Source organism: Weissella thailandensis (assembly GCF_001932615.1).
Taxonomy (GTDB): domain Bacteria; phylum Bacillota; class Bacilli; order Lactobacillales; family Lactobacillaceae; genus Weissella; species Weissella thailandensis.
Genome location: NZ_CP014332.1, coordinates 1,072,596 through 1,092,491 on the forward strand (window position 1 = coordinate 1,072,596; position 19,896 = coordinate 1,092,491).

Genomic DNA, 19,896 nt, shown 5'->3' on the forward strand with positions numbered 1-19,896 from the left:
TGCCTCCCTGACTAAAATGACTGTCTAATTTTCTGAATGACCTTCTCCACTTGCTTTTGCGTATTTGAAATTGTTCCTGAATTATCAATAACAAAATCAGCTAATTTTTCCTTTTCAACGAGTGGCATCTGAGCTGAAATCCGGGCATGAGCCTCTTTTTCAGTTAGATTATTCCGTTGCATTAATCGCGTTAATTGTAATGATTCTGGTATCGACACCACCATGACGGCATCTGCCCCAGCCACATTATTATTTTCTAACAAGAGCGGAATATCCAAAATAACTAAAGGTGTTTGTTGTTCAGCTAGGCGATGTAGTTCATCCGCCATCATCTGTTGAATACGCGGATGTGTGATATCGTTTAATGTTTGACGTGCTGACGAATCGTTAAATACAATTTGTCCTAAAAGTTTTCGATTTAAAGAACCGTCCGGCTGTAAAATTTGCTCGCCAAAAGTATTGGTGATTTCAGCTAATCCAGGGGTTCCTGGTTCCACAACCTTTCTGGCATACTCATCAGCATCTAATACCGGAATATTGATTGACTTTAAATAATTTGAAATCGTTGTTTTTCCGGTAGCAATACCACCTGTAAGACCTAATTTAAACATTATTTTGTCCTTTCAACCTGACAAACTGGGCAATAGGTCGTACCTCGTTGCGCAACCTTAGTTTTAATTAATGGTGTTCCACAACGTAGGCAAGGTTCGCCGACACGACCATATACCTGTAATTCATTTTGGAATTCACCAGCATTACCAAACACATTTGTAAAACTGTGTACAGTCGTTCCATGATGTTCAGTTGCTCTGGCTAGTTCAGCAATGATGTTCTTACGTAAAATTGTTAACTCTTCTACTGTTAATTGATTAGCTGCTGTGAGGGGATGGATTTTTGACTGCCAAAGAGTCTCATCTACGTATATATTCCCCAGTCCAGCAATATGATTTTGGTTTAATAGAAAAGGCTTCACGTGCATTTTTGACTTGCCAAATTCAGAAATCATATAATTTATCGTCAAATCTGACTCTGTTGGTTCAGGACCGATTGTTGCTAACCCTGCAACTGTCATGACCTGATCATTTGGTACAACGTTCATTCGACCAAACTTACGTGTGTCTCTGTAAAATAAATCAACACCATGATCTAAATGGAAAGTTACTAAGTCATGCTTACCGGGTTCTGTCCCAGCAGGTACGGTGTAGTATGATCCTTCCATTCTAAGATGTGAGACCATCGTGATGTCACCAGTAAATCTAAATAATAAATATTTCCCACGACGATCAATTTTTAGAATTGTTTGGTTGCATAACGCTTGGTCAAACTCCTCTGCGGTCAAACCGCCAACAATTTTTTCCCATCTAACTTCTGTACTTTCAACTGTGCGACCTGCAACTAAATTGGTCAATCCACGGCGAACAGTTTCAACTTCTGGTAGCTCTGGCATATCTCTTTTAAACCCCGTTGTATCAATATTTATATTTTAATCAATCACTTTGTCAATCACTATTATTTTATTAGTAATAGTAGTGTTAAGTTTAACCTTATCTGTTTTAGTCCTACACAATATTATACTATCTTATCCGAAACATGAAAAAAAGCCCACTAAGTTATGCAATTTAGCATAGCTCAGTGGGCTTGATTTTATTTAACTTCAGTTAGTAACTGTTACACTTTGCCATGTTTCATAACTAGTGCTGAATTTCATGATACTAGTTGCACTAGCTTTAATTTTATCTAATTCGGATTAGAAGATTAAAACCATAAAAGCTAAAAAAGCAGGTAATCCTTGTATGATGAGTATTTTTTTAGCAGCTGTTAGACTACCATAAATCGCTACTAGTACCACAAACAACATTTCTAATTCCAACATTGTTGTTTGCTGTGGCCCTTTTAAAAATACGAGTGTACCAATAATCAATGCACCAAAAAGGCCATTATATATTCCTTGATTGGCTAATAAAGTTTTAACTTCAGGCATTTTAACAAAAGATTCATCTAATTCAAATGCATTTGCTTGTTGTTTAGGCGCTCCAAACATTTCTAAAATCATAATACCTATTGCCTCAATGCTCACAATAGCTATCAAAATAGTTTCAATCATAAATTTTTTCTCCTGTGACAGAAATTACGTGCATCATTTTATCTTAACAATAACTTTTCCACGAGCATGATGTGTTTCACTACGCTTTTGGGCAGATTGTATTCCCTCAGTTGTAAGCGGATATGTGCTATCAATCACAATCTTCAAATTATTATTTCTAATTTGTTTGCCTAAGAAACTAAGGTCTTCACCATTTGGCTGTAACCAGCCAGTCATTATATGCTTATCTGACATCTCTTTTTGTTCTTCAGTCAACGCACCGGAAATCGTTACAAAACTTCCACCAGTTTTAAGAATACTAATACCACCCTCTATATCATTAACCGTGTCTAAAACAGCATCATAATCAGATAGTACTTCAGTGATTGTATTTTCATGATAGTCTATTACTAAATCCGCACCTAACGACTTCACAAATTCAGTGTTATTTTCACTAGCAGTAGTAGCAACAAAAGCGCCAAATATTTTTGCTAATTGGATTGCAAAGATACCTACGCCACCTGCACCACCCTGGATAAGTATTTTTTGACCAGCTTCTAAATTGAGTTGTCTTAACATTTGTAAAGCTGTTAAGCCTGCCAGAGGAACTGCAGCTGCTTCTTCGAAACTAATATTTTCAGGCTTCAACGCTAGTTTATCCTCTTTTACAGCCGTATATTCTGCATAAGATCCGTTCGTACCAATAGGATCTATATCTGGCCGAGCAAATACCTCATCTCCAATTTTAAAGCCTTGTACTTTATCTCCCAAAGCAACAATTTTTCCAGCTAAGTCCCAACCTAATACTACTGGAAATTGCCATTTAAATATTGATTGAAGTAAACCTTGACGAGCTTTATAATCAATCGGATTTATACTACTAGCAAAATTTTTTACTAACACCTCATCCTCTTTTAGGATAGGCCTATCTATATCAGTAACCTCAAGTTGAGTTACATCACCATATTCTTTAATAATGGCTGCTTTCATTATTATTCTCCTAAGCTAAATACTGGGCAATCATAGGCAACAAGATACCAGAATGTGTCGGAAAGGCAAAAATTTGATTTTGAATATCTTCAGAAGTGTATTGATGATTTATTACCTGAACAAGATCATTAATGATCTCTGGCGCGAAATCGCCAATTATCGAAGCACCTACTAATCTTTTGTCTTTATTGAGAATAATTTTTATCTTGGCATTTTCATCATTCAAAGTCTGAAAACGCATAAGTTTACCATATGGTATTTCGTATATCTTTAATTGTTGGTCATTTTTTGCCATACCAACTGTGACACCAACTTGAGCTAATCGCGGCAGGGTAAACGCAACCGATGGCACAACAGGATATTTTATAGGATTAGAATCACCTAATAAAATTCTAGCAATGTAGTTTGATTCAAACGTTGCAGTTGGTGTAAGGCGTGGTATTAATTTATCTATAACGTCGCCACTAGCATAAATATTTACATTAGACGTTTGTAGATAGTCGTTAACAACGACACCATGATTATTATATTCAACGTTAGCAGCATCTAATCCAAGATTTTCAATATTAGGTATACGTCCAGTTGTATCCATCACGTATTCAGTCGTGTACTTTTTTCCTTGAGCTGTTTCAAGAATATACTGATTATTTTCTGTCGAAATTACTTGAGAAACACGTTGATTAAAGTCAAATTTAATACCCCTATTAATCATATCTCTCACAACTTCTTGCGAATATTCACTATCAAAACCAGAAAGTGCATGCTCACTATATTCAACTATAGTCACCTCACTACCGGCAGCACGAGCAATTGATGCAAATTCCATTGCAATATACCCTGCACCGATAAACACAATTGAATGTGGCATTTCTGATAATTCCAAAAAATCAGTACTATCATGTAATAATTCATTACCAGGAATAGGTAATTTTGCAGGTTTTTGTCCTGTAGCAATAACAAATTTATCTGCTTGGTATGTTATATCATTTACCATCAATGTTTTTACATCCGTAAATTTGGCATGTCCTGAAATAATATCAATACCATCTACTGAAAGCATATGTGCAAGGCCTTCGGACAACGGATCAATTACCTTATGTTTGTATGCCATTAATTCTGGCCAAGTAATATTTGGTGTTTCATCAATTCCTATTCCATGATAGTGATGCAAATGATGGATTAATTCTGCTGGACCATCTAGCAAGATTTTAGCGTTACATCCAAAGTTGGTACAAGTACCAGCAACTTTATTTTCTTCTACCAAGGCAACTCTTTTACCAGCTCTTGATAAGGTTTGTGCTCCGTGCCATGCTGCATGACCACTCCCAATAAATATTACATCATAGTTATCCATTTAATTGATTCTCCCATTTACGTGCTAAAATCATTTTCTGTAATGTCTCGTTTAAAACTTTATTTTCAGAAATAATTGTAGATACTGGTTTGGTACTAGTTGCAATCAATTCATCTCGTATAATTGCAATATTCAATAATATTTGTTCAAAAACTAAACGCTTTGATTCTGATATTTTTAAATATTTTACACGTCGATCTACTTCACTAGGTACCTTGATAAGCCATTTTTTACTAACCAATCTATCAATTACTGGTGTAAGTGTATTACTTGATAGATCTAATGCTTTACCGACATCCATTAACTTAGCAGATTTATTTTTATAGACGATAAGCAATGACATATACTGCAAGTAAGACAAGTCATAATCTCCTAGAACCTCTCCATATAAATGATGAAAATAACGATTTGTAGTATATACAGACAAACACAATTCATCATACAGTGTATCTTTATTAGACATATATGATCTCCTTTCTGATAATTATATCGTACACGACATAATCGTCAATATCAACTTTGTAACAAACCGTTCTTATAATTATTTAAAATGCTTATCTGATTTCTTCTAAAAATACTGATATTTAATATCTTCTTATAAAAAAAAGCCCACTAAGTCATTCTTTCAGAATAACCTAGTGGGCTTGATTTTATTTAACTTCAGTTAATGTTCCTGCATCCTCCGACACGTTGCCATAACGTGTGCCAAATGCAATTCCGTTCTTATCAACACCAAGTACTTCAATCCGATCAGAATGTAGTCGGAAATAAATCTAAAGCATCGTCATTTTCCCATCAATTATCTGATAAACTCTGTCCGCTATATCCTTTAACCTTAAATCATGAGTAACAACAATAATAATTTTATTTCTTTTGTGTGCTAAATTCTTCAACAATTCGATCACTTTCATAGATCTTTCTGTGTCTAAGGCAGCTGTTGGTTCATCTGCCAAAATATATTCAGGATCAGTATATAAGGCTCTAGCAATTGCCACACGTTGTTTCTGACCACCAGACAATTGATTAGGGTACTTTTTTAATAACTGTAAAAGTTCTAAATCTTCAAGAAGTTCATGCATTTTATTTTCTGTAAGATTATTTTGATTTATTTTGTCTACGAATTTAAATTGTTCTTCAACAGTTAAAAATGGCACTAAGTTATAAGATTGTAAAACAAAACCTATTTTTTTAAGCCGTAGATTGGTTTGTTGTCTTTTCGATAAATTTGTAATGTTAGTATTGTTGATTTTTACATTACCTTCAGTCGGAGTTTGTAGTCCACCAGCTATCGTTAAAAAAGTTGTTTTCCCAGAACCGGATGGTCCCACAACCAGAATAAGTTGTCCACTTTCTGCTTCGAAATTAATATTATCTAGTGCTACGTACTCGCTACTTCCTTCTCCAAAAACTTTTGTTACCGAATCAAAAATCAATTTTGACATCAAGTTAACCTCCAATAATCTTGTAAGGGTCAATCTTTGCAATTTGTCGGATAGGTATTAGAGCACCTAATAACGACATAAAAACAATACCTAATCCAGTAACAACTACATTGTTCGTATCAATGACAATTGGCACTTCACTTGGAAGACTCATAGCTGTTATTTCACCAAGTGTAATTGCTATGATAACACCCACAACTGACATAACAAGTGACTGAAATAAAGTACTCAAAATAAGATATTGTGTAGAAACACCCTGTGCCTTCAAAACTCCTAAGTTGGGTAACTTTTGAACAGTGAGAATGTATAAAAAAATAGAAATAACAATCAAAATAATAATATACAAGAAACCAATCATAAAGTTAAAGGTAAGTTGTTGTGCACTATAACCTGGCAATTTATTAATAAATGTCTCGATATTTAATTGTTTTAAACCGTTTGGTATCTTTGAATTTTTTAACTTATCTTTGAATAACACTGCATTTGTTACCCCCTTATTAAGGGGTTGAATTGTGTCTGATGAAATATAAATAACAGGTAATGCACTTAAAGTTGCATTGGAAGTAAAACCTGTAATTTTAATTTTCATTGTGGAATTAGCAACTGTCAGGTAATCTCCAATCTTAAATCCATCATCTTTTAGTTTATCTGATACTAAACCAAAATTTTTGCTAATGTTTTTACTACCACTTGTTGATTTAAGGTTTTTATATACGAATGATTGTGGGTCAACCGCTATTAATTGAGCATTCTCTTTTAACCCGCCTTTTGACTTTACAAGCATACTATATTGTGAAATTTTTGTTCCATTTTTAGGTAACCTGTTAATATTATCTTGTGAAAGGAACGACTGGGGTAACCGACCCTCAGAATCACTATTTAAGACAATGCTTGACGCATGCCATTCATTAACTGCAGATTTGTTTAACGTAGATAGCCCAGTAGCTAATCCAGTAAGAATTATCAACAGATAACTAACTAAAAATATTAGTACAATAATTAAGCTATAACGTAACTTTTCATGTAGCATTTCTTTAATGGCTAAAAACATAGTAATCTCCTAATTGTTAAATTGTATTTTGTATGTTACATAAATCGTTACAGATAGAAAGGTTTTATTATTTTAATAAAAATTTAAATGGAAACAAGAAACTGAATAGGTATTACATAATATACAGTTAATTTTAACATAAATTTTCACCACATAAATAACTACCTTGCATCATGACTAATAAGACTTAATTCTGCGACCAATATTAATGTTGGTCATTTATTTTAAAACAGTCAATTTTAACCAGTTTAACTACTTAACTTCAGTTAATGTTCCTGCATCCTCCCACACGTTGCCATAACGTGTGCCAAATGCAATACCGTTCTTATCAACACCAAGTACTTCAATCCGATCAGAATGTAGTCGGAAATAATCGCCAACTGCCAATTTTTGATCAGCAGTTTTCTTACCATTCTTGTCGACCTTATCGACTGATGCAACGCCTAGTCCATTAGTGATCCAATTGATATCCTTACCGCCAGCAAGTTCATAGTTAACAACCTGCCACATACCATTGACATATTTCATGGCATCTACTCGATATGCAGGACGACCCTTGAAATGCTCACCAACATGTAAGACCTGATCGGGCTGATTCACAGTTGGCTTAGTACCTGGTTTTGTAGTCGCTTGCGCCTGAACAGTTTTTTCTGACCAATCAAGCAGCAATGTTGAACCGTCCAGTCCTAATGACTTCCAATTGTTAGTGTATTGCCAAGCAATCACCCCGTCTACTAGATGGAAAGTAGTTAAAATCTGGATATGACGTGCCAGGATAACCAGCTATCCAAGTTACATTAGGAAATGCTTTATTAACGGCAGCATGGTTAACATGTGCATTGATGAAGTACTTACCAGTGTAGAACCATGGAATAAAGCCAGCATTCTTAACGTCTTGCATAAAAGCAATAATTGCATTGGCATTGGCGTTCTTATTGGTACCGGTTGTGGCAGCATCTTCATAATCTAATGCTAAGATTGAGCCCTTAGCTAGTCGTGCCTTTGCTTGTGTAAGGAAATACTTAGCTTCAGCATGAGCATTTGCAACATTGCCACCAAACATTGCGTAATGATAACCGGCAGTTTTTAGTCCTGCTTGATCAGCGTGATTCACTTGATTAGTTGCTTTAGGGTTAATGTAGACTGTCCCCTGTGTAATTTTGACAATTGCTGCACCAGAGCCCTTAGCTTTCAATCCTTGGAAGTAAGCCAATGTATCGGGTTGATAATTTGCCACATCATTAAATTCAAATTTAGTCATTAGTCTTACCTCCATGTAACGTTGAAACTGCCAATTCAATTACTGCATCCAATTGCTTACTATCAAATTTTAATCCTAGCTTATTAGCATTCAGTTTGTTAGTTAAGAAATTCAAAGCAGATTGTTTCTTTTCTGCTGATCCTTGTAAATGTGTTTCTGCATATTGCACCGCCTGCATTGCCCACTCGTTCAATAGTAACAAATTTTTATTTTTCGTATGGGAAACAAAAAAACGGCTTGCTGCGTGTGCAACTGCCGTTAATACTCCCGTGCTCCAAAGAGCTAACACCCATTCACTAATATGATTAATGTTCATTTTCTAACTTATCCTCCAATTCTTTAATGCGTTGCGTCAATTTTTCAATAGATGCATGTGCTTTTTGCAATTCTGCTGTTAGTTCAGCATTTTGTTCAATCAGCTTATTGTTTGATTTCATCAACTCGTTATACATCGTAATAAAATCTTTATCAGCTGAGACAGTTTTAGCGACATTCATTTTCCAAATGGCCAACACTCCAGCCACTGAGGCGGAAAGAAAGCCCAATAAAGCTGTCCAAGTAGCTTGACTCATTAACCTACCTCCGTACTTTAAACAATGTATTGTCAGTCAACAAATCAATCAGTATTCTAGCTAATAGAAACATCAAACCAAGCGGAACCAATGTAATGTGAAGTGTATTCAGATCACTCAACAAAAATGCACTCATCATCATGCCCACGACGCCTGCTGCAGCTAAACGTGTCACTTCACGAATGTAGTACCAAGTAATATCCCAAACTGATTGAACAATCATGGTGACACCATCAGCAATGACGAGCAATCTGAAACTAGGATGAGCAACTAACTGAAACGAAGCTGGTACATGAATGTCAATAACTGAAAAACCGATACTGAACATAAACGCAATCGTTATCAGTTCAGCACCGGTTATTATCCAGAACTTATTCTTAATTATGTGTTTAATCAAAGTAAACCCTCCTTAATATCTACTAATGCTCCTATGTCAATAAATGGCACATATTTTTCTAAACACTCGTTCTAATTCTGTCGGAATTAAACCAACTGATGTAATTTGAGGTTCGGATTACCAAGTCCTCAAAATTGGAAAAAGTTGTTTGAAAGGCAAACTCTCTCTTTAACAATGAGTGAAAAGCTTCAATTGGCCCATTATCATAAGGATAACCTTGTTTTGAGTATGAGTGGCTAATCTGATGCCGTTCAAGTAAAGTTTCAACTTCGTTGCTGGTGTACTGTGAACCCATGTCAGAGTGAAAATATTGTGGCTTTTGATGACATTCAAGCGCCTGATTAATCGTTTCTACAACTAACGTCGCCTCCATCTGACGACCAATCTTGAAAGCAAGAACTTGATGAACCTTTGGTTCGTAAATAGAACTGAGATAAACCCAGGTTCCTGGACGTAATTCCAAATAAGTAATGTCAGCACGCCATATCCTTGCATTGGGCTGATGCTTGATTAAATTGGGGCGTTGTGAATGATCTACATGAGTGCCAGGTTTTTTAAATCGCCGATTCATTAAAGAGTGAATCTCCATTTCCCTCATTAATCGTAAAATTCGTTTTGACCCAACACAGATGCCTGACTTGCGAAGCACCATCGTTATTCGTGGATAACCATAGGCACGATAATTATTTTCCCAAATCAATTTAATTTTTTCTTTGAGCTGATTATCAACACGTTCGTGTTGACTAGGTTGATATCTTTTCCAATGGTAATAGGTGCTGCGCGGTAATTTCAGTGCCGAAAGAATAATTGATAAGCGGTGTCGCAATAACTGATCTTCTATGAAGACAAGGCAATTAATTCGTCCTAATGCTTTCCCAGTAACACCGCCGCAGCTTTTAAAATTTCAAGTTCCTCCTTTAATCGCTGATTTTCCTTTTGAAGTTGTTTGAATTCTTTGGACGTTACTTCAGTACCGTCTTCTAGCTCAACTGATTTAGCGCCTTTAACCCAGTTATGAATTGCGGCTGGAGAAACACCGTATTCCTCGGAAAGCGAGCGAATAGATCTTTTCTCTTCACGATGCATCTTCACAATGCTGGCTTTAAAATCATCTTGATATCGTTTCATTGGAATGCTCCTATCTTGTTTTATTAATTATGGCACAACTGTTCAGAAATTTATGTACCAAATACTAGGATAGGAGCATAATGTCTATGCAAATATTTATGATATGAACTATAATAACCTTACCATTTATAATAGTGTACTTCTGAATCATGTGAACTCGATAGCATTCGTAGCCCCTTTATTTATTTTCATTGAATTAGCAGTTTTTGAAGTACATTATTTAATAGATTATATAGACAAAAAGAAAACTCAAAAAACTTAACAAAAATATTAGTAGTAGTAACCAATTTACTTCTAGCCTTTTATTTCTCAATAGAACTAATGGCACAACCATGGAAAATTATAGAACCAATTATAACTGTGTGCACAGCAATATTTATCCCGTATATTGCTTGGTTACTCAAAAAATATGGATCTGAAAAAAATAAAAAAAATCCGTCTCCCGCAGATGAACTATTAAAATATAAAGAACTTCTCGATAAAGGAGCAATAACTCAAAAAGAGTTTGATAATCAAAAAGCTAACTTATTACCAAAATAAAAAGTTAACCGACCGATTATATAACATCAACGCGCAGGAAGGAATCACGTTAAAAGCTATCTAGGAGTAATGAAATGGGACCAGAAAGAAAGTTCGGTCGAGCATCATTTTTTGATGGCGGATTATTACCTCTAATCGGCTGGACAATTTTAGGGTTTTTAGTCACAATTTTTTCGGTTGGTATTTTATACCCTTGGTCATTAGTTATGGTCTACGGCTGGAAAATAAATCATACTGTTATTGATGGTCATCGGATGCAATTCAGTGGTTCAGCTGTTGGACTATTTGGTAATTGGATTAAGTGGCTATTTCTAATGATCATCACAGTGGGCATTTATAGTTTTTGGGTCGGTATAAAGCTAAGAATACCAGTTTTATTAACTAACACACTATTACTAAATAAGATTAAATTAACCCCCGTAAACTTTGCATACACGCTAGCTTACGGGGGTTAATTTAATTTCATTGTTAAATATTACTTCTCACGTACTACTCGTAAGAAAGCAAAATATTCATAGGCAGCTAACATAACAAATAGTAGCAAACCAATGTAAATAGATGCGTATACTGAAACAACAGAAACGATGGTCAAACCAATAGCTGATGTTGTCACAATAAGTGAAACCTTTTGCCATTTCGTTAATTTATCAGTGTCACCTTGAAAAGAAACAGCAGACATCACTGCGCCTACAACGATCATGACTCCAAAAAACACATGTAATCCAATCATATTAAAATACCTCCTCATTTTTAACAACTACTAGTATACGATAGAATCGCTGTTAATGATATGAAAAATAGTATTTAAAGTATATTTATCTAAAAATGCTAAACTAAAATAAAAGAAAACACCTTAAATTCATTTTAAAGTGTCTCCTGATTTCACTATTACTCTTTATAAACCGACAAGCAGTAGGATAATAATACCTACAATTATCAATCAATTATTCCTAGCTAATTATCATAAATCTTATCTTGTAATTGGTCACCAGCACGGTCTACTTTCTTTAATATAAAAATAGTTGTCAGAGCAGCAATGCTACCTGCTATAAAAACAGTTGATAATATAACTTTCAAAATTTTTCCCATTATATTCTCCTAAATATCAAGATTACTTGTTATGTTTACGTTGTGAATGCCTTTTAAACTTACCATACAGATTTGAAATAAATTGAAATACAGTAATTGCTAGCATGATCTTTTGCCAAAGGCTTGATTTTGATTTTTCTTTACCTTTTTTCATAGATATTCCCCCTACTATATTATTTAATAAGCTCATCATCTGCTTATAGGTACATTGTAACATGGTTTATATGAAACTACCTGACGATAGCATTACCTATTTATTATTTATTGAAACTGCTAACTATTATTATCATCATGATTACAACCAGCTCTTTGTTATTTAGTATTGAAAACTAGCATTCCTGATGTTAATATTATGGGTGTAATAGAGTCCCAATTCTAATTACGTAACGTCTGCTTCACAGCCAAGGAGTAGGCGTTTTTTTGTAAAAAAATATACCTATCTCCGCCATTGAAGCCAAGATAGGTACACTTGTAGTAAAAATATAGGCAGCATCTCACTACCTACAATGATTAATTATAATATGCAAAAGTTAAAGCTGCCTAAAATTAATTAGTCTTAGGCTTACTCCAAATCGACCAGAAACGGCCATACAATGCTGTTGCTAGATAGAAGGCCATTGTCAACAACATTGGTAATGAGCTGGCTGAATAGCCTGCAAATAGGGCTGTGACCCAAAGCAAAATGTTTACCGCATCAGATAATAACCAAAGCGTATATGAGTCACCATATCCAACGAACACATATAGCGAGGCTGTGCCACCAATAATTAAGACAAGCGCATCCCAAACTGGATTAGTATCGCCTAATTGTGTATAAATCCAAAAGACTGGCCACCATAGCAATAACATACATATAATCGTTAACACCCATCCTCGCAAACGCAAGAATTTGACACCATCAACAATACGATGTCCCCATGATTTCCATGTGATAATCAAAGGAATATCAATTAACAAGATGAACACGAATTGGTCAAGAACAGATGCATAATGTCCGGCTTGCCAATTAATGTAAATATAGCCTAGTGCACTAATTAATCCTAATAAACCATTAATTGGTTTACCAATCATCATATAAACAGTGCAAGCTGAGCCGATTAAAGTCGCTAATAGCGTAATCGCAGATAGTAGTGTGATTGGGCTACTCAAAAATAATGCTAACTGCACACCAAAAATAAATGCCAGCATGACACTACCAGCCGTATTAATTGATGTAATTTCTCTATAAAGCCATTTAAAATATGCCAATCTTTTATACCTCTTTCTTTTTTGAACACAAGGATATATTCTATCAGAATTTTGGTATAATTGTTAGAAATTTCAAGAAATTAAAAACTTCATGCCAAATTTAATCAGCATGAAGTTTATTAACTTTATTTATTATTTTGTTGGTTGAATTGTAAAATCAAATGTGTGATCAGTTTCTGCTGAGATATGATATGGCGGTTGTACATCTGTTCCCCAGCTATCAATACCACCAACTCCACGTACCTCACCATATACGGTAACAACTGTTCTTCTTGGAACTGGTAGTTCTTCGATATGCGTGGCATTTTCTATGTCAATCGCCGTATATGGCAATGCAGAGAATGCAAAAGGTTCGTTTAACTGCTTAAAGGTCAATAGTCCCGCCTCTGTCGACGTATCAGCATTATTCAAGCTAGTTGAACGACTAACCGTTAAACTTGAGGTTTGCATATGCATCCCCATTTCTTGCGGCACGATGTAAGGCGTTAATGGTAAGCCTGATACCTCATAAGTACCAATTTGACCACCAGTCATCCGGTCGGGATACGTTTCACCAGATAATCCTGAATAGCTATAACCATCCGCAACTGTTGGCATCACAAAGCGTAATCCTAATGTCGGCAGCTCCGGTAAGCCGGCTTTTCCAGTATAATCAACTTGGATATTGAGTTGTCCATTGGCAACAATTGTGTAAATAACCTTAACTGTCGTTTCTGGCGTTGTCGCTGTTAAAAACGTATAGGTCAATGAAACTGAATCAGCATGTTCATTGGCTGAAAAACGATTGTTTTCTGGTGCAATTGGCAATCCAAGTTCTTCACCATCAACGGCCACTGTTACTGAAGTAGCTTCAGTAAACATATCCGCACCAAACCAGGCTGCTGATTTGGTTGAAAAATGACTACCGCGATCATTATCAGTTGTTGCTCGCCAGAAAGTTAATTTGGGTACACGATATAACCATTCTTTACCGTTAACATTTAATGATTCAAGACCACCCTTTTCATAACTGAATAAATAATGGAAATTTTCGCCTTGTACACCTAGGGATCCGTCACCATATACAATTTGTAACTGATTAGTTATCGTAGCGTCCATAATAATAGCTTACCTCCTGTATTGCTGGCTTAGGTTGGCGATTGGCAAAGACAATCCCATCCCCTGAAAATTCATAGTCTGAATGGCGCTCATCAAAGTCACCACCATAACGAAGCACCTGCTTACCAGTTACTTCATCGGTTACATACAAAGCTTGGTCAATGTAATCCCAAATAAAGCCACCTAGATAGGTATCAAATTCATCATATAGTTGGACATATTCGTCAAAGCCACCCACTGAATTTCCCATACTATGCATGTATTCACAGTTTAGGTATGGCTTTTTCGGATTATTTGATAAATAGTCTTTAATATCCGCAGGTGATGCATACATACGACTTTCAACATCTGACATACGGTCCTCGTCGACACGATTTTGGAAGATACCTTCATAATGTGTCAAACGTGAATCATCAACAGACTTAAAGTATTGATCCATGGCAACAGTATTATCACCAGTATATGATTCATTTCCTAATGACCAGAACAAAATAGATGGATGATTCTTAAATTGTTCAAAGTTTGACTTTGCACGGTCCAAAACAACATCTAACCACTCTGGTATTGAACCAGGGATATTATAAGATGGTTCAACTGCACCCATTTTTTGCCAACTACCATGGGATTCTAAATTAGTTTCAGCCATCATATAAATACCGGCCTCGTCACACATACCATACCAAGGAATTTGGTTAGGATAATGTGATGTGCGTACAGCATTGATATTGTTTTCTTTAAATATTTCAATATCAGTTTCCATCTCATCAAGCGTAACGTTACGGCCACCGACAGGACTCCATTCATGACGATTAACACCATTTAGGTGCAAAGGCACCCCATTGATCGTCACACGATTATCATCGTCTTTAACCAAACGACGGAAACCAAAATTGTATGGTACCACCGCAATAATTTGCTTATCTGAATCAAAAATAGTAATCGTTAATTCATATAAATCAGGTTGTCGGTGTGACCAAAGTGCAATATCATCAAAAGCTTCACTAAGATGAATGTGTTGCTCTGCTGTTACTGTTCGATCGAGTACTGTTTCCCCGCGTGGATTGTTAACAGTAATTTGGGCAGTCGTATCAGTTAAATCACCCGCTAATGTTAAACCAATCGATAAGTCTCCTGAATGTAAGTCAGCAGCCACAACCGGCTTAAGATGGACATCGACCACGTTAACTTGTGGGATAGCAATTAAATTAACACTACGGAAAATACCTGAAAAGCGGAACATATCCTGATCTTCAATAAAAGCAGCTGTACTATACTTAAATACCTCAACTGCCAATTTATTTTCACCAGCTACTAAGTAAGGTGTTAAATCAAACTCTGCACGTGAGAAACTATCTTCAGAATAACCAATAAACTGACCATTTAACCAAATGTACATGGCTTCTTCGACACCATCGAATTGAATATGCACATCATGCCCATTAAAGTTTTCTGGCAGGTTGAACGTTTTGACATATTGACCAACCGTATTATCACTGGCATCACTAAAAATACCTGGGTATGTCTTATCGGGACCTAATGCATAAGGTGGTCGACGATAAATTTTTCCTTCCCACGGATACAAGGTATTAATATATTGAATTTGACCAAAGTTTTGAAGCTCAATATGACCTGGCACTTGAATATCATCAAAATTTTCAGTATTAAAATTTATATCTTCAAAATTAAGTAATCGTTCGGCAGGTGTTTTTGCAAAATGGAACCGCCACGTTCCATCCAAACTACTAATCAAACTTGATTCACCTTGCGTTATTTCAGCTGCTGAGCGATAGACTGTGTGATCACTATGCGCAGGCAATTTACCTACTCTAAACACAGTTGGATCATCTAACCATTCTAACTTTGCTGTCATAGTATCCCCCTAAAATAAATACAACGTTGTTGGAAACGTTTTCAATTATTATTGTAACTTAAATTAAGTGCATTGTCTGTTAATTTTCCTAAATTGTATCATAAGACATTATCAATAAAAAAAGATGCTACTCACTTGAAAAGCAAATGAATAACATCTATAAATCTTAAATTATTTAGCATCATACCATGAAGCACCAACATGAGAAGAAACCAATAGCGGAACATCTAATGTTACGGCACTGTCCATAACATTTCGTACAAGCTCTTCTAGGTCGGCCATTTCACTTTCAGGTGCTTCAAAAATCAATTCATCATGAACCTGTAATAGCATATGAGCTTGTAGCCCTGCTTTTGCAATCGCTTCCTGAACTTTGATCATTGCAATCTTAATAATGTCAGCGGCTGAACCTTGAATTGGCGAATTCATCGCTGTGCGTTCTGCAAATGACCGGGCATTAAATCTTTTTGCCTTGATATCGGGTAGATAACGACGGCGATGAGCAATTGTTTCGACGTAGCCCTTTTCACGAGCAGAAGCAATAATATCATCTGACCACTTTTTAACATCTGGGTATTGGTCAAAATAGGTTTCAATGATGGCTTTGGCTTCTTTACGTGATACACCAATATTTTTTGAAAGCCCAAAATCAGAAATACCATACACGATTCCAAAATTAACGGCTTTTGCTTGGCGACGAATATTACCTTCCACTGGTTCGTCGTCCTTAATACCAAAGATACGACGTGCCGTCGCTGCGTGGATATCTTCGCCATTTATAAATGCAGCTTGTAGGTTTTTATCACCCGTAATATGGGCCAAAACGCGCAATTCGATTTGTGAATAATCAGCACTAAGAATTTGCCAATCAGCTTGACTTGGAACAAACGCTTTACGAATCTGGCGTCCTTCTTCAATGCGTACCGGAATATTTTGCAAATTAGGGTCCACTGAAGACAAACGACCAGTCTGAGTTAAGGTTTGCAAGTATCGGGTATGAACCTTCGAATCAGATCCATGAATCACACGCAACAGTCCTTCAACATAAGTTGATTGAATCTTTGCCACTTGTCGATAAGCCAAAATAGAAGCAACGATTGATACATCGCCCATCTTTTCTAACACCTCGACACTCGTCGAATAGCCAGTTTTTGTTTTCTTAATGGGAGTATATTTCATTTCTTCAAACAAAACGACTCCAAGCTGCTTAGGTGACTGCACATTAAACTCATGGCCAGCTTGTTGATAAATTTTTTGTTCAAGTTCACTTAACCGCTCAGTTAGCTTACTGCGCATTTGCAATAGTTGTTCTGAATCAACGGTGATACCGGTTGACTCCATATCTGCTAAGATTTTGGTTAATGGTAACTCGATTTCTTCATACAACTTAGTTTGCTCATGCTTTGACAACAGTTCTAATAATGGCTCTCGCAATAAGTTAATCGCCATGGCTTTGCGACCAAGGTGTTCAAATAAGTCTGCGTCAGCTTCGGGGATGGCAAATTTTGCACCCTTGCCATAAACCTCTTCATCAGTCATAACAGCATAATAATCATTGTCATGCGCCAATGCACCCAGGTCATTATTATTATCGTTCGTATCTAATAAGTACGAAACAAGTAATAGGTCGAAGTTAACGCCTTTCAAGGCAACATCTAGTCGTTTTAAGCTGACATATAATTCTTTTGCATTAAAGACGTTTTTCAGAATCGTCTGGTCTTCAAGAATTTTTTTAACTGGTGAATTTTGCGTTAGTAGTTCCATATCACGACTAGCAAAATAACCATTCTCTTGATTTCCAATAACAAAGCCAACTGGATTAGCTGTATGATAATTTTCATCATCTAATTCAAGGTAAAAGCTCACTGTCCCTTGCAATTGAGAAACATGGGTTAAGCTAGCCGGTGTAATCTCAGATACTGCTAGCTCTGTATTATTCAAGTCGAATTCTGCATCTTCATTATGCCCGCTCGTTGGCACTGTGTAACCTTGATTGGCAAGCTTAACTAATTGTGCTTTGAAATCCAAATGTTGATAAAACGGAATAATATTTTCGTAGTCCGGACCCTTATACTCTAAATCAGACAATGAAATTGTCACTGGCGCATCCGTCAAAATCTCAGCCAAGTCACGTGACAGCAAAGCATCCTGCTTACCATTAATAAGCTTTTCTTTTTGCTTAGATGCCTTCATGTCATCGATTTGCTCGTACATTTCAGAAATTGAATGATACTTTTTAATAAGCTTTAAGGCCGTTTTAGGACCAATTCCTGCAATTCCAGGGTAATTATCACTAGTATCTCCCTGAAGCCCTTTAATGTCGACGATTTGCTTTGGCTCTAAGCCGTCATAAAGCTCCGCAATCATTGCTGGTGTATAGTGATCAATTTCTGAAATTCCCTTTTTGGTCACCCAAACAGTTATATCATCAGATACTAATTGTGTCAGATCGCGATCACCGGTAACAATAGTCACTGAATAACCATCTGCTTCACCAATACGGGCCATCGTACCAATAATATCATCGGCTTCATAACCAGATAATTCATATGATTTGATACCATGCAGTGAAACCATTTGTCGTAATGGTTCGAATTGTTCGACCAATTCTTGTGGTGTGTTATCACGGTTTCCCTTATAGTTATCAAATTTTCCTGTACGGAAAGTGGTTTTGCCTGCATCCCATGCTACTAGCGCTAAATCAGGATTAAAAGGTTCAATAATACCATCTAGCAGATTATTAAATCCAACTAGCGCGTTTGTGTGTAGACCTTCGTGGTTAACAAAACGATCGACTTGGTTAATCAACGCATAAAACGCACGAAAAGCCAAAGAATTACCATCAATTAAAAGTAAAGTTGGTTTTGCCATATTTATCTCGTTTCTGGGTACAAGACCCCTTTTTATCTATTAATAGTTTATCAGAGTTCAAATAGGGATAACAAGCTCAACAAAAAAGCATTATCTCGTTATAACGAGATAATGCTATCAAATGATTAATCACGTGAACCAAAAGCCGTAAATAATTGAAGAATGTAAATGAACATATTAATGAAGTCCATATACAAGTTTAAAGCACCTGATACGGCGATTCCTTGGGTGAGTTGTGCATTCGTCTCACCATGTTCATAGTACATTGCCTTTAAGCGATTCATATCGTAAGCTGTCATAACAGCGAAGACAAGCACTCCTAAAATTGATAGGAAGAAGTATACAACACTGTTAAAGAAGAATAGGTTAATAATTCCCCCAATAATCAAAGCAATCAATGAGCCAAATAAAATTGATGACAATGAAGCTAGTGACTTTTTAGTGAAGTATCCATATGCTGCCATACCTGCAAATAGAAAAGCTGTCGTTAAGAATGCTAATGCGATCATCCCCATGTTTACTGTGAGGCCAATTACTGTAAATGTAAATCCATTAAGGACTGCAAATCCCATTAACATCCCAAAAGCTTGAGCCGGATTTTTGTATACCCGACTTGAAAATAACCAAACAAACCCCATCATGATACCAAAAATAATCAATGATGAAATTGGGCTACTAAAAATTCGAACAATTGGGCCAGCAAAGAATGTTGTACCCAAATATGCTGTCACAGCTGTTACCAGCAGTGCCAATGCCATGTATGAATAAACTTTTTTGAAAAAGTTATTTAAACCACTGGCATCCGGATTGACGATCCGTGGTTCTTGATTTTGAAAATTATCCATTTGTACCTCCTACGTTGTCAATGGTGACAAGGGTTCGGTGAACCGTCCCACTGACCT

24 protein-coding genes are annotated in these 19,896 nt (G+C 36.1%); 2 read left to right on the forward strand and 22 right to left on the reverse strand.

Features of this window, described 5'->3' with window-relative positions:
* Positions 1-11 precede the first annotated feature (11 nt).
* From coaE to FOL01_RS05260, 14 genes are all read right to left on the reverse strand, one after another.
* A complete protein-coding gene (coaE, locus tag FOL01_RS05195) occupies positions 12-611 on the reverse strand; it encodes a dephospho-CoA kinase (RefSeq protein WP_075269674.1) in 600 nt (199 codons plus the stop codon).
* Positions 611-1,447: a DNA-formamidopyrimidine glycosylase gene (gene mutM, locus FOL01_RS05200; protein WP_075269675.1), complete on the reverse strand. Its 837-nt coding sequence runs from the start codon at positions 1,445-1,447 to the stop codon at positions 611-613. The genes coaE and mutM overlap by 1 nt, the downstream gene beginning before the upstream one ends.
* A 300-nt stretch (positions 1,448-1,747) precedes the next feature.
* The gene (locus tag FOL01_RS05205) at positions 1,748-2,104 is read right to left on the reverse strand and encodes a DUF1304 domain-containing protein (protein ID WP_042493117.1); all 357 of its coding nucleotides are present in this window, start codon (positions 2,102-2,104) and stop codon (positions 1,748-1,750) included.
* A gap of 33 nt (positions 2,105-2,137) precedes the next feature.
* Positions 2,138-3,073 carry an NADP-dependent oxidoreductase gene (locus FOL01_RS05210; RefSeq protein ID WP_075268883.1) on the reverse strand — a complete coding sequence of 312 codons (936 nt, stop codon included), beginning with the start codon at positions 3,071-3,073 and terminating at the stop codon, positions 2,138-2,140.
* 10 nt (positions 3,074-3,083) lie between these two features.
* Positions 3,084-4,427, reverse strand: coding sequence for a dihydrolipoyl dehydrogenase family protein (locus tag FOL01_RS05215; RefSeq protein WP_075268882.1), 1,344 nt, complete (start codon positions 4,425-4,427; stop codon positions 3,084-3,086).
* Positions 4,420-4,890, reverse strand: coding sequence for a MarR family winged helix-turn-helix transcriptional regulator (locus tag FOL01_RS05220; RefSeq protein WP_075269676.1), 471 nt, complete (start codon positions 4,888-4,890; stop codon positions 4,420-4,422). The genes FOL01_RS05215 and FOL01_RS05220 overlap by 8 nt, the downstream gene beginning before the upstream one ends.
* A gap of 310 nt (positions 4,891-5,200) precedes the next feature.
* Positions 5,201-5,869, reverse strand: coding sequence for an ABC transporter ATP-binding protein (locus FOL01_RS05225; protein ID WP_075269677.1), 669 nt, complete (start codon positions 5,867-5,869; stop codon positions 5,201-5,203).
* Between the two features lie 4 nt (positions 5,870-5,873).
* The gene (locus tag FOL01_RS05230) at positions 5,874-6,920 is read right to left on the reverse strand and encodes an ABC transporter permease (RefSeq protein WP_075269678.1); all 1,047 of its coding nucleotides are present in this window, start codon (positions 6,918-6,920) and stop codon (positions 5,874-5,876) included.
* 252 nt (positions 6,921-7,172) lie between these two features.
* Positions 7,173-7,646, reverse strand: a complete 474-nt coding sequence (locus FOL01_RS05235; RefSeq protein ID WP_075269679.1) for a lytic exoenzyme target recognition domain-containing protein — start codon at positions 7,644-7,646, stop codon at positions 7,173-7,175.
* Positions 7,624-8,181: a GH25 family lysozyme gene (locus tag FOL01_RS05240; protein WP_075269680.1), complete on the reverse strand. Its 558-nt coding sequence runs from the start codon at positions 8,179-8,181 to the stop codon at positions 7,624-7,626. The genes FOL01_RS05235 and FOL01_RS05240 overlap by 23 nt, the downstream gene beginning before the upstream one ends.
* The gene (locus FOL01_RS05245; protein WP_075269681.1) at positions 8,174-8,497 is read right to left on the reverse strand and encodes a phage holin, LLH family; all 324 of its coding nucleotides are present in this window, start codon (positions 8,495-8,497) and stop codon (positions 8,174-8,176) included. Before FOL01_RS05245 ends, FOL01_RS05240 begins: the two co-directional genes overlap by 8 nt.
* Positions 8,487-8,753, reverse strand: a complete 267-nt coding sequence (locus tag FOL01_RS05250; RefSeq protein WP_042493126.1) for a hypothetical protein — start codon at positions 8,751-8,753, stop codon at positions 8,487-8,489. Before FOL01_RS05250 ends, FOL01_RS05245 begins: the two co-directional genes overlap by 11 nt.
* A gap of 4 nt (positions 8,754-8,757) precedes the next feature.
* The gene (locus FOL01_RS05255) at positions 8,758-9,150 is read right to left on the reverse strand and encodes a hypothetical protein (protein WP_075269682.1); all 393 of its coding nucleotides are present in this window, start codon (positions 9,148-9,150) and stop codon (positions 8,758-8,760) included.
* A 58-nt stretch (positions 9,151-9,208) separates the two neighbouring features.
* Positions 9,209-10,278 (reverse strand): IS3-like element IS1163 family transposase gene (locus FOL01_RS05260; RefSeq protein ID WP_100078221.1). Its coding sequence is split into 2 segments (ribosomal slippage): positions 9,209-10,050 and positions 10,050-10,278, totalling 1,071 coding nucleotides; the frame shifts between segments, so codons are not numbered across the junction.
* A 321-nt stretch (positions 10,279-10,599) separates the two neighbouring features.
* Here FOL01_RS05260 and FOL01_RS05270 point away from each other — a divergent pair.
* Both FOL01_RS05270 and FOL01_RS05275 read left to right on the forward strand, forming a co-directional pair.
* A complete protein-coding gene (locus tag FOL01_RS05270; protein WP_075269683.1) occupies positions 10,600-10,818 on the forward strand; it encodes an SHOCT domain-containing protein in 219 nt (72 codons plus the stop codon).
* Positions 10,819-10,892: 74 nt separating this feature from the next.
* Entirely contained in the window at positions 10,893-11,273 is a 381-nt protein-coding gene (locus FOL01_RS05275) for a YjgN family protein (protein ID WP_075269684.1), read from the forward strand.
* Between the two features lie 20 nt (positions 11,274-11,293).
* Here FOL01_RS05275 and FOL01_RS05280 read toward each other — a convergent pair whose 3' ends face one another.
* From FOL01_RS05280 to FOL01_RS05305, 8 genes are all read right to left on the reverse strand, one after another.
* Positions 11,294-11,548 carry a hypothetical protein gene (locus tag FOL01_RS05280; RefSeq protein WP_075269685.1) on the reverse strand — a complete coding sequence of 85 codons (255 nt, stop codon included), beginning with the start codon at positions 11,546-11,548 and terminating at the stop codon, positions 11,294-11,296.
* Between the two features lie 224 nt (positions 11,549-11,772).
* Positions 11,773-11,907, reverse strand: coding sequence for a hypothetical protein (locus FOL01_RS11465; protein ID WP_257787089.1), 135 nt, complete (start codon positions 11,905-11,907; stop codon positions 11,773-11,775).
* Positions 11,908-11,929: 22 nt separating this feature from the next.
* Positions 11,930-12,061: a hypothetical protein gene (locus tag FOL01_RS11470; protein ID WP_257787090.1), complete on the reverse strand. Its 132-nt coding sequence runs from the start codon at positions 12,059-12,061 to the stop codon at positions 11,930-11,932.
* Between the two features lie 392 nt (positions 12,062-12,453).
* Entirely contained in the window at positions 12,454-13,095 is a 642-nt protein-coding gene (gene pnuC, locus FOL01_RS05285; RefSeq protein ID WP_237342658.1) for a nicotinamide riboside transporter PnuC, read from the reverse strand.
* 192 nt (positions 13,096-13,287) lie between these two features.
* The gene (locus FOL01_RS05290) at positions 13,288-14,253 is read right to left on the reverse strand and encodes a beta-galactosidase small subunit (protein WP_075269687.1); all 966 of its coding nucleotides are present in this window, start codon (positions 14,251-14,253) and stop codon (positions 13,288-13,290) included.
* Complete coding sequence (locus FOL01_RS05295; RefSeq protein ID WP_075269688.1) at positions 14,234-16,123, reverse strand: glycoside hydrolase family 2 TIM barrel-domain containing protein; 1,890 nt, start codon at positions 16,121-16,123, stop codon at positions 14,234-14,236. Before FOL01_RS05295 ends, FOL01_RS05290 begins: the two co-directional genes overlap by 20 nt.
* 171 nt (positions 16,124-16,294) lie before the next feature.
* Positions 16,295-18,994 carry a DNA polymerase I gene (gene polA, locus FOL01_RS05300; protein WP_075269689.1) on the reverse strand — a complete coding sequence of 900 codons (2,700 nt, stop codon included), beginning with the start codon at positions 18,992-18,994 and terminating at the stop codon, positions 16,295-16,297.
* A 125-nt stretch (positions 18,995-19,119) separates the two neighbouring features.
* Positions 19,120-19,839: a Bax inhibitor-1/YccA family protein gene (locus FOL01_RS05305; protein WP_075269690.1), complete on the reverse strand. Its 720-nt coding sequence runs from the start codon at positions 19,837-19,839 to the stop codon at positions 19,120-19,122.
* Between the last annotated feature and the right edge of the window lie 57 nt (positions 19,840-19,896).

Bases quoted from the DNA above. Each gene is read 5' to 3' on its own strand.
- coaE (WP_075269674.1), bottom strand. From the start codon at position 611: ATGTTTAAATTAGGTCTTACAGGTGGTATTGCTACCGGAAAAACAACG.
- mutM (WP_075269675.1), bottom strand. From the start codon at position 1,447: ATGCCAGAGCTACCAGAAGTTGAAACTGTTCGCCGTGGATTGACCAAT.
- FOL01_RS05205 (WP_042493117.1), bottom strand. From the start codon at position 2,104: ATGATTGAAACTATTTTGATAGCTATTGTGAGCATTGAGGCAATAGGT.
- FOL01_RS05210 (WP_075268883.1), bottom strand. From the start codon at position 3,073: ATGAAAGCAGCCATTATTAAAGAATATGGTGATGTAACTCAACTTGAG.
- FOL01_RS05215 (WP_075268882.1), bottom strand. From the start codon at position 4,427: ATGGATAACTATGATGTAATATTTATTGGGAGTGGTCATGCAGCATGG.
- FOL01_RS05220 (WP_075269676.1), bottom strand. From the start codon at position 4,890: ATGTCTAATAAAGATACACTGTATGATGAATTGTGTTTGTCTGTATAT.
- FOL01_RS05225 (WP_075269677.1), bottom strand. From the start codon at position 5,869: ATGTCAAAATTGATTTTTGATTCGGTAACAAAAGTTTTTGGAGAAGGA.
- FOL01_RS05230 (WP_075269678.1), bottom strand. From the start codon at position 6,920: ATGTTTTTAGCCATTAAAGAAATGCTACATGAAAAGTTACGTTATAGC.
- FOL01_RS05240 (WP_075269680.1), bottom strand. From the start codon at position 8,181: ATGACTAAATTTGAATTTAATGATGTGGCAAATTATCAACCCGATACA.
- FOL01_RS05245 (WP_075269681.1), bottom strand. From the start codon at position 8,497: ATGAACATTAATCATATTAGTGAATGGGTGTTAGCTCTTTGGAGCACG.
- FOL01_RS05250 (WP_042493126.1), bottom strand. From the start codon at position 8,753: ATGAGTCAAGCTACTTGGACAGCTTTATTGGGCTTTCTTTCCGCCTCA.
- FOL01_RS05270 (WP_075269683.1), top strand. From the start codon at position 10,600: ATGGCACAACCATGGAAAATTATAGAACCAATTATAACTGTGTGCACA.
- FOL01_RS05275 (WP_075269684.1), top strand. From the start codon at position 10,893: ATGGGACCAGAAAGAAAGTTCGGTCGAGCATCATTTTTTGATGGCGGA.
- FOL01_RS05280 (WP_075269685.1), bottom strand. From the start codon at position 11,548: ATGATTGGATTACATGTGTTTTTTGGAGTCATGATCGTTGTAGGCGCA.
- FOL01_RS11465 (WP_257787089.1), bottom strand. From the start codon at position 11,907: ATGGGAAAAATTTTGAAAGTTATATTATCAACTGTTTTTATAGCAGGT.
- FOL01_RS11470 (WP_257787090.1), bottom strand. From the start codon at position 12,061: ATGAAAAAAGGTAAAGAAAAATCAAAATCAAGCCTTTGGCAAAAGATC.
- pnuC (WP_237342658.1), bottom strand. From the start codon at position 13,095: ATGCTGGCATTTATTTTTGGTGTGCAGTTAGCATTATTTTTGAGTAGC.
- FOL01_RS05290 (WP_075269687.1), bottom strand. From the start codon at position 14,253: ATGGACGCTACGATAACTAATCAGTTACAAATTGTATATGGTGACGGA.
- FOL01_RS05295 (WP_075269688.1), bottom strand. From the start codon at position 16,123: ATGACAGCAAAGTTAGAATGGTTAGATGATCCAACTGTGTTTAGAGTA.
- polA (WP_075269689.1), bottom strand. From the start codon at position 18,994: ATGGCAAAACCAACTTTACTTTTAATTGATGGTAATTCTTTGGCTTTT.
- FOL01_RS05305 (WP_075269690.1), bottom strand. From the start codon at position 19,839: ATGGATAATTTTCAAAATCAAGAACCACGGATCGTCAATCCGGATGCC.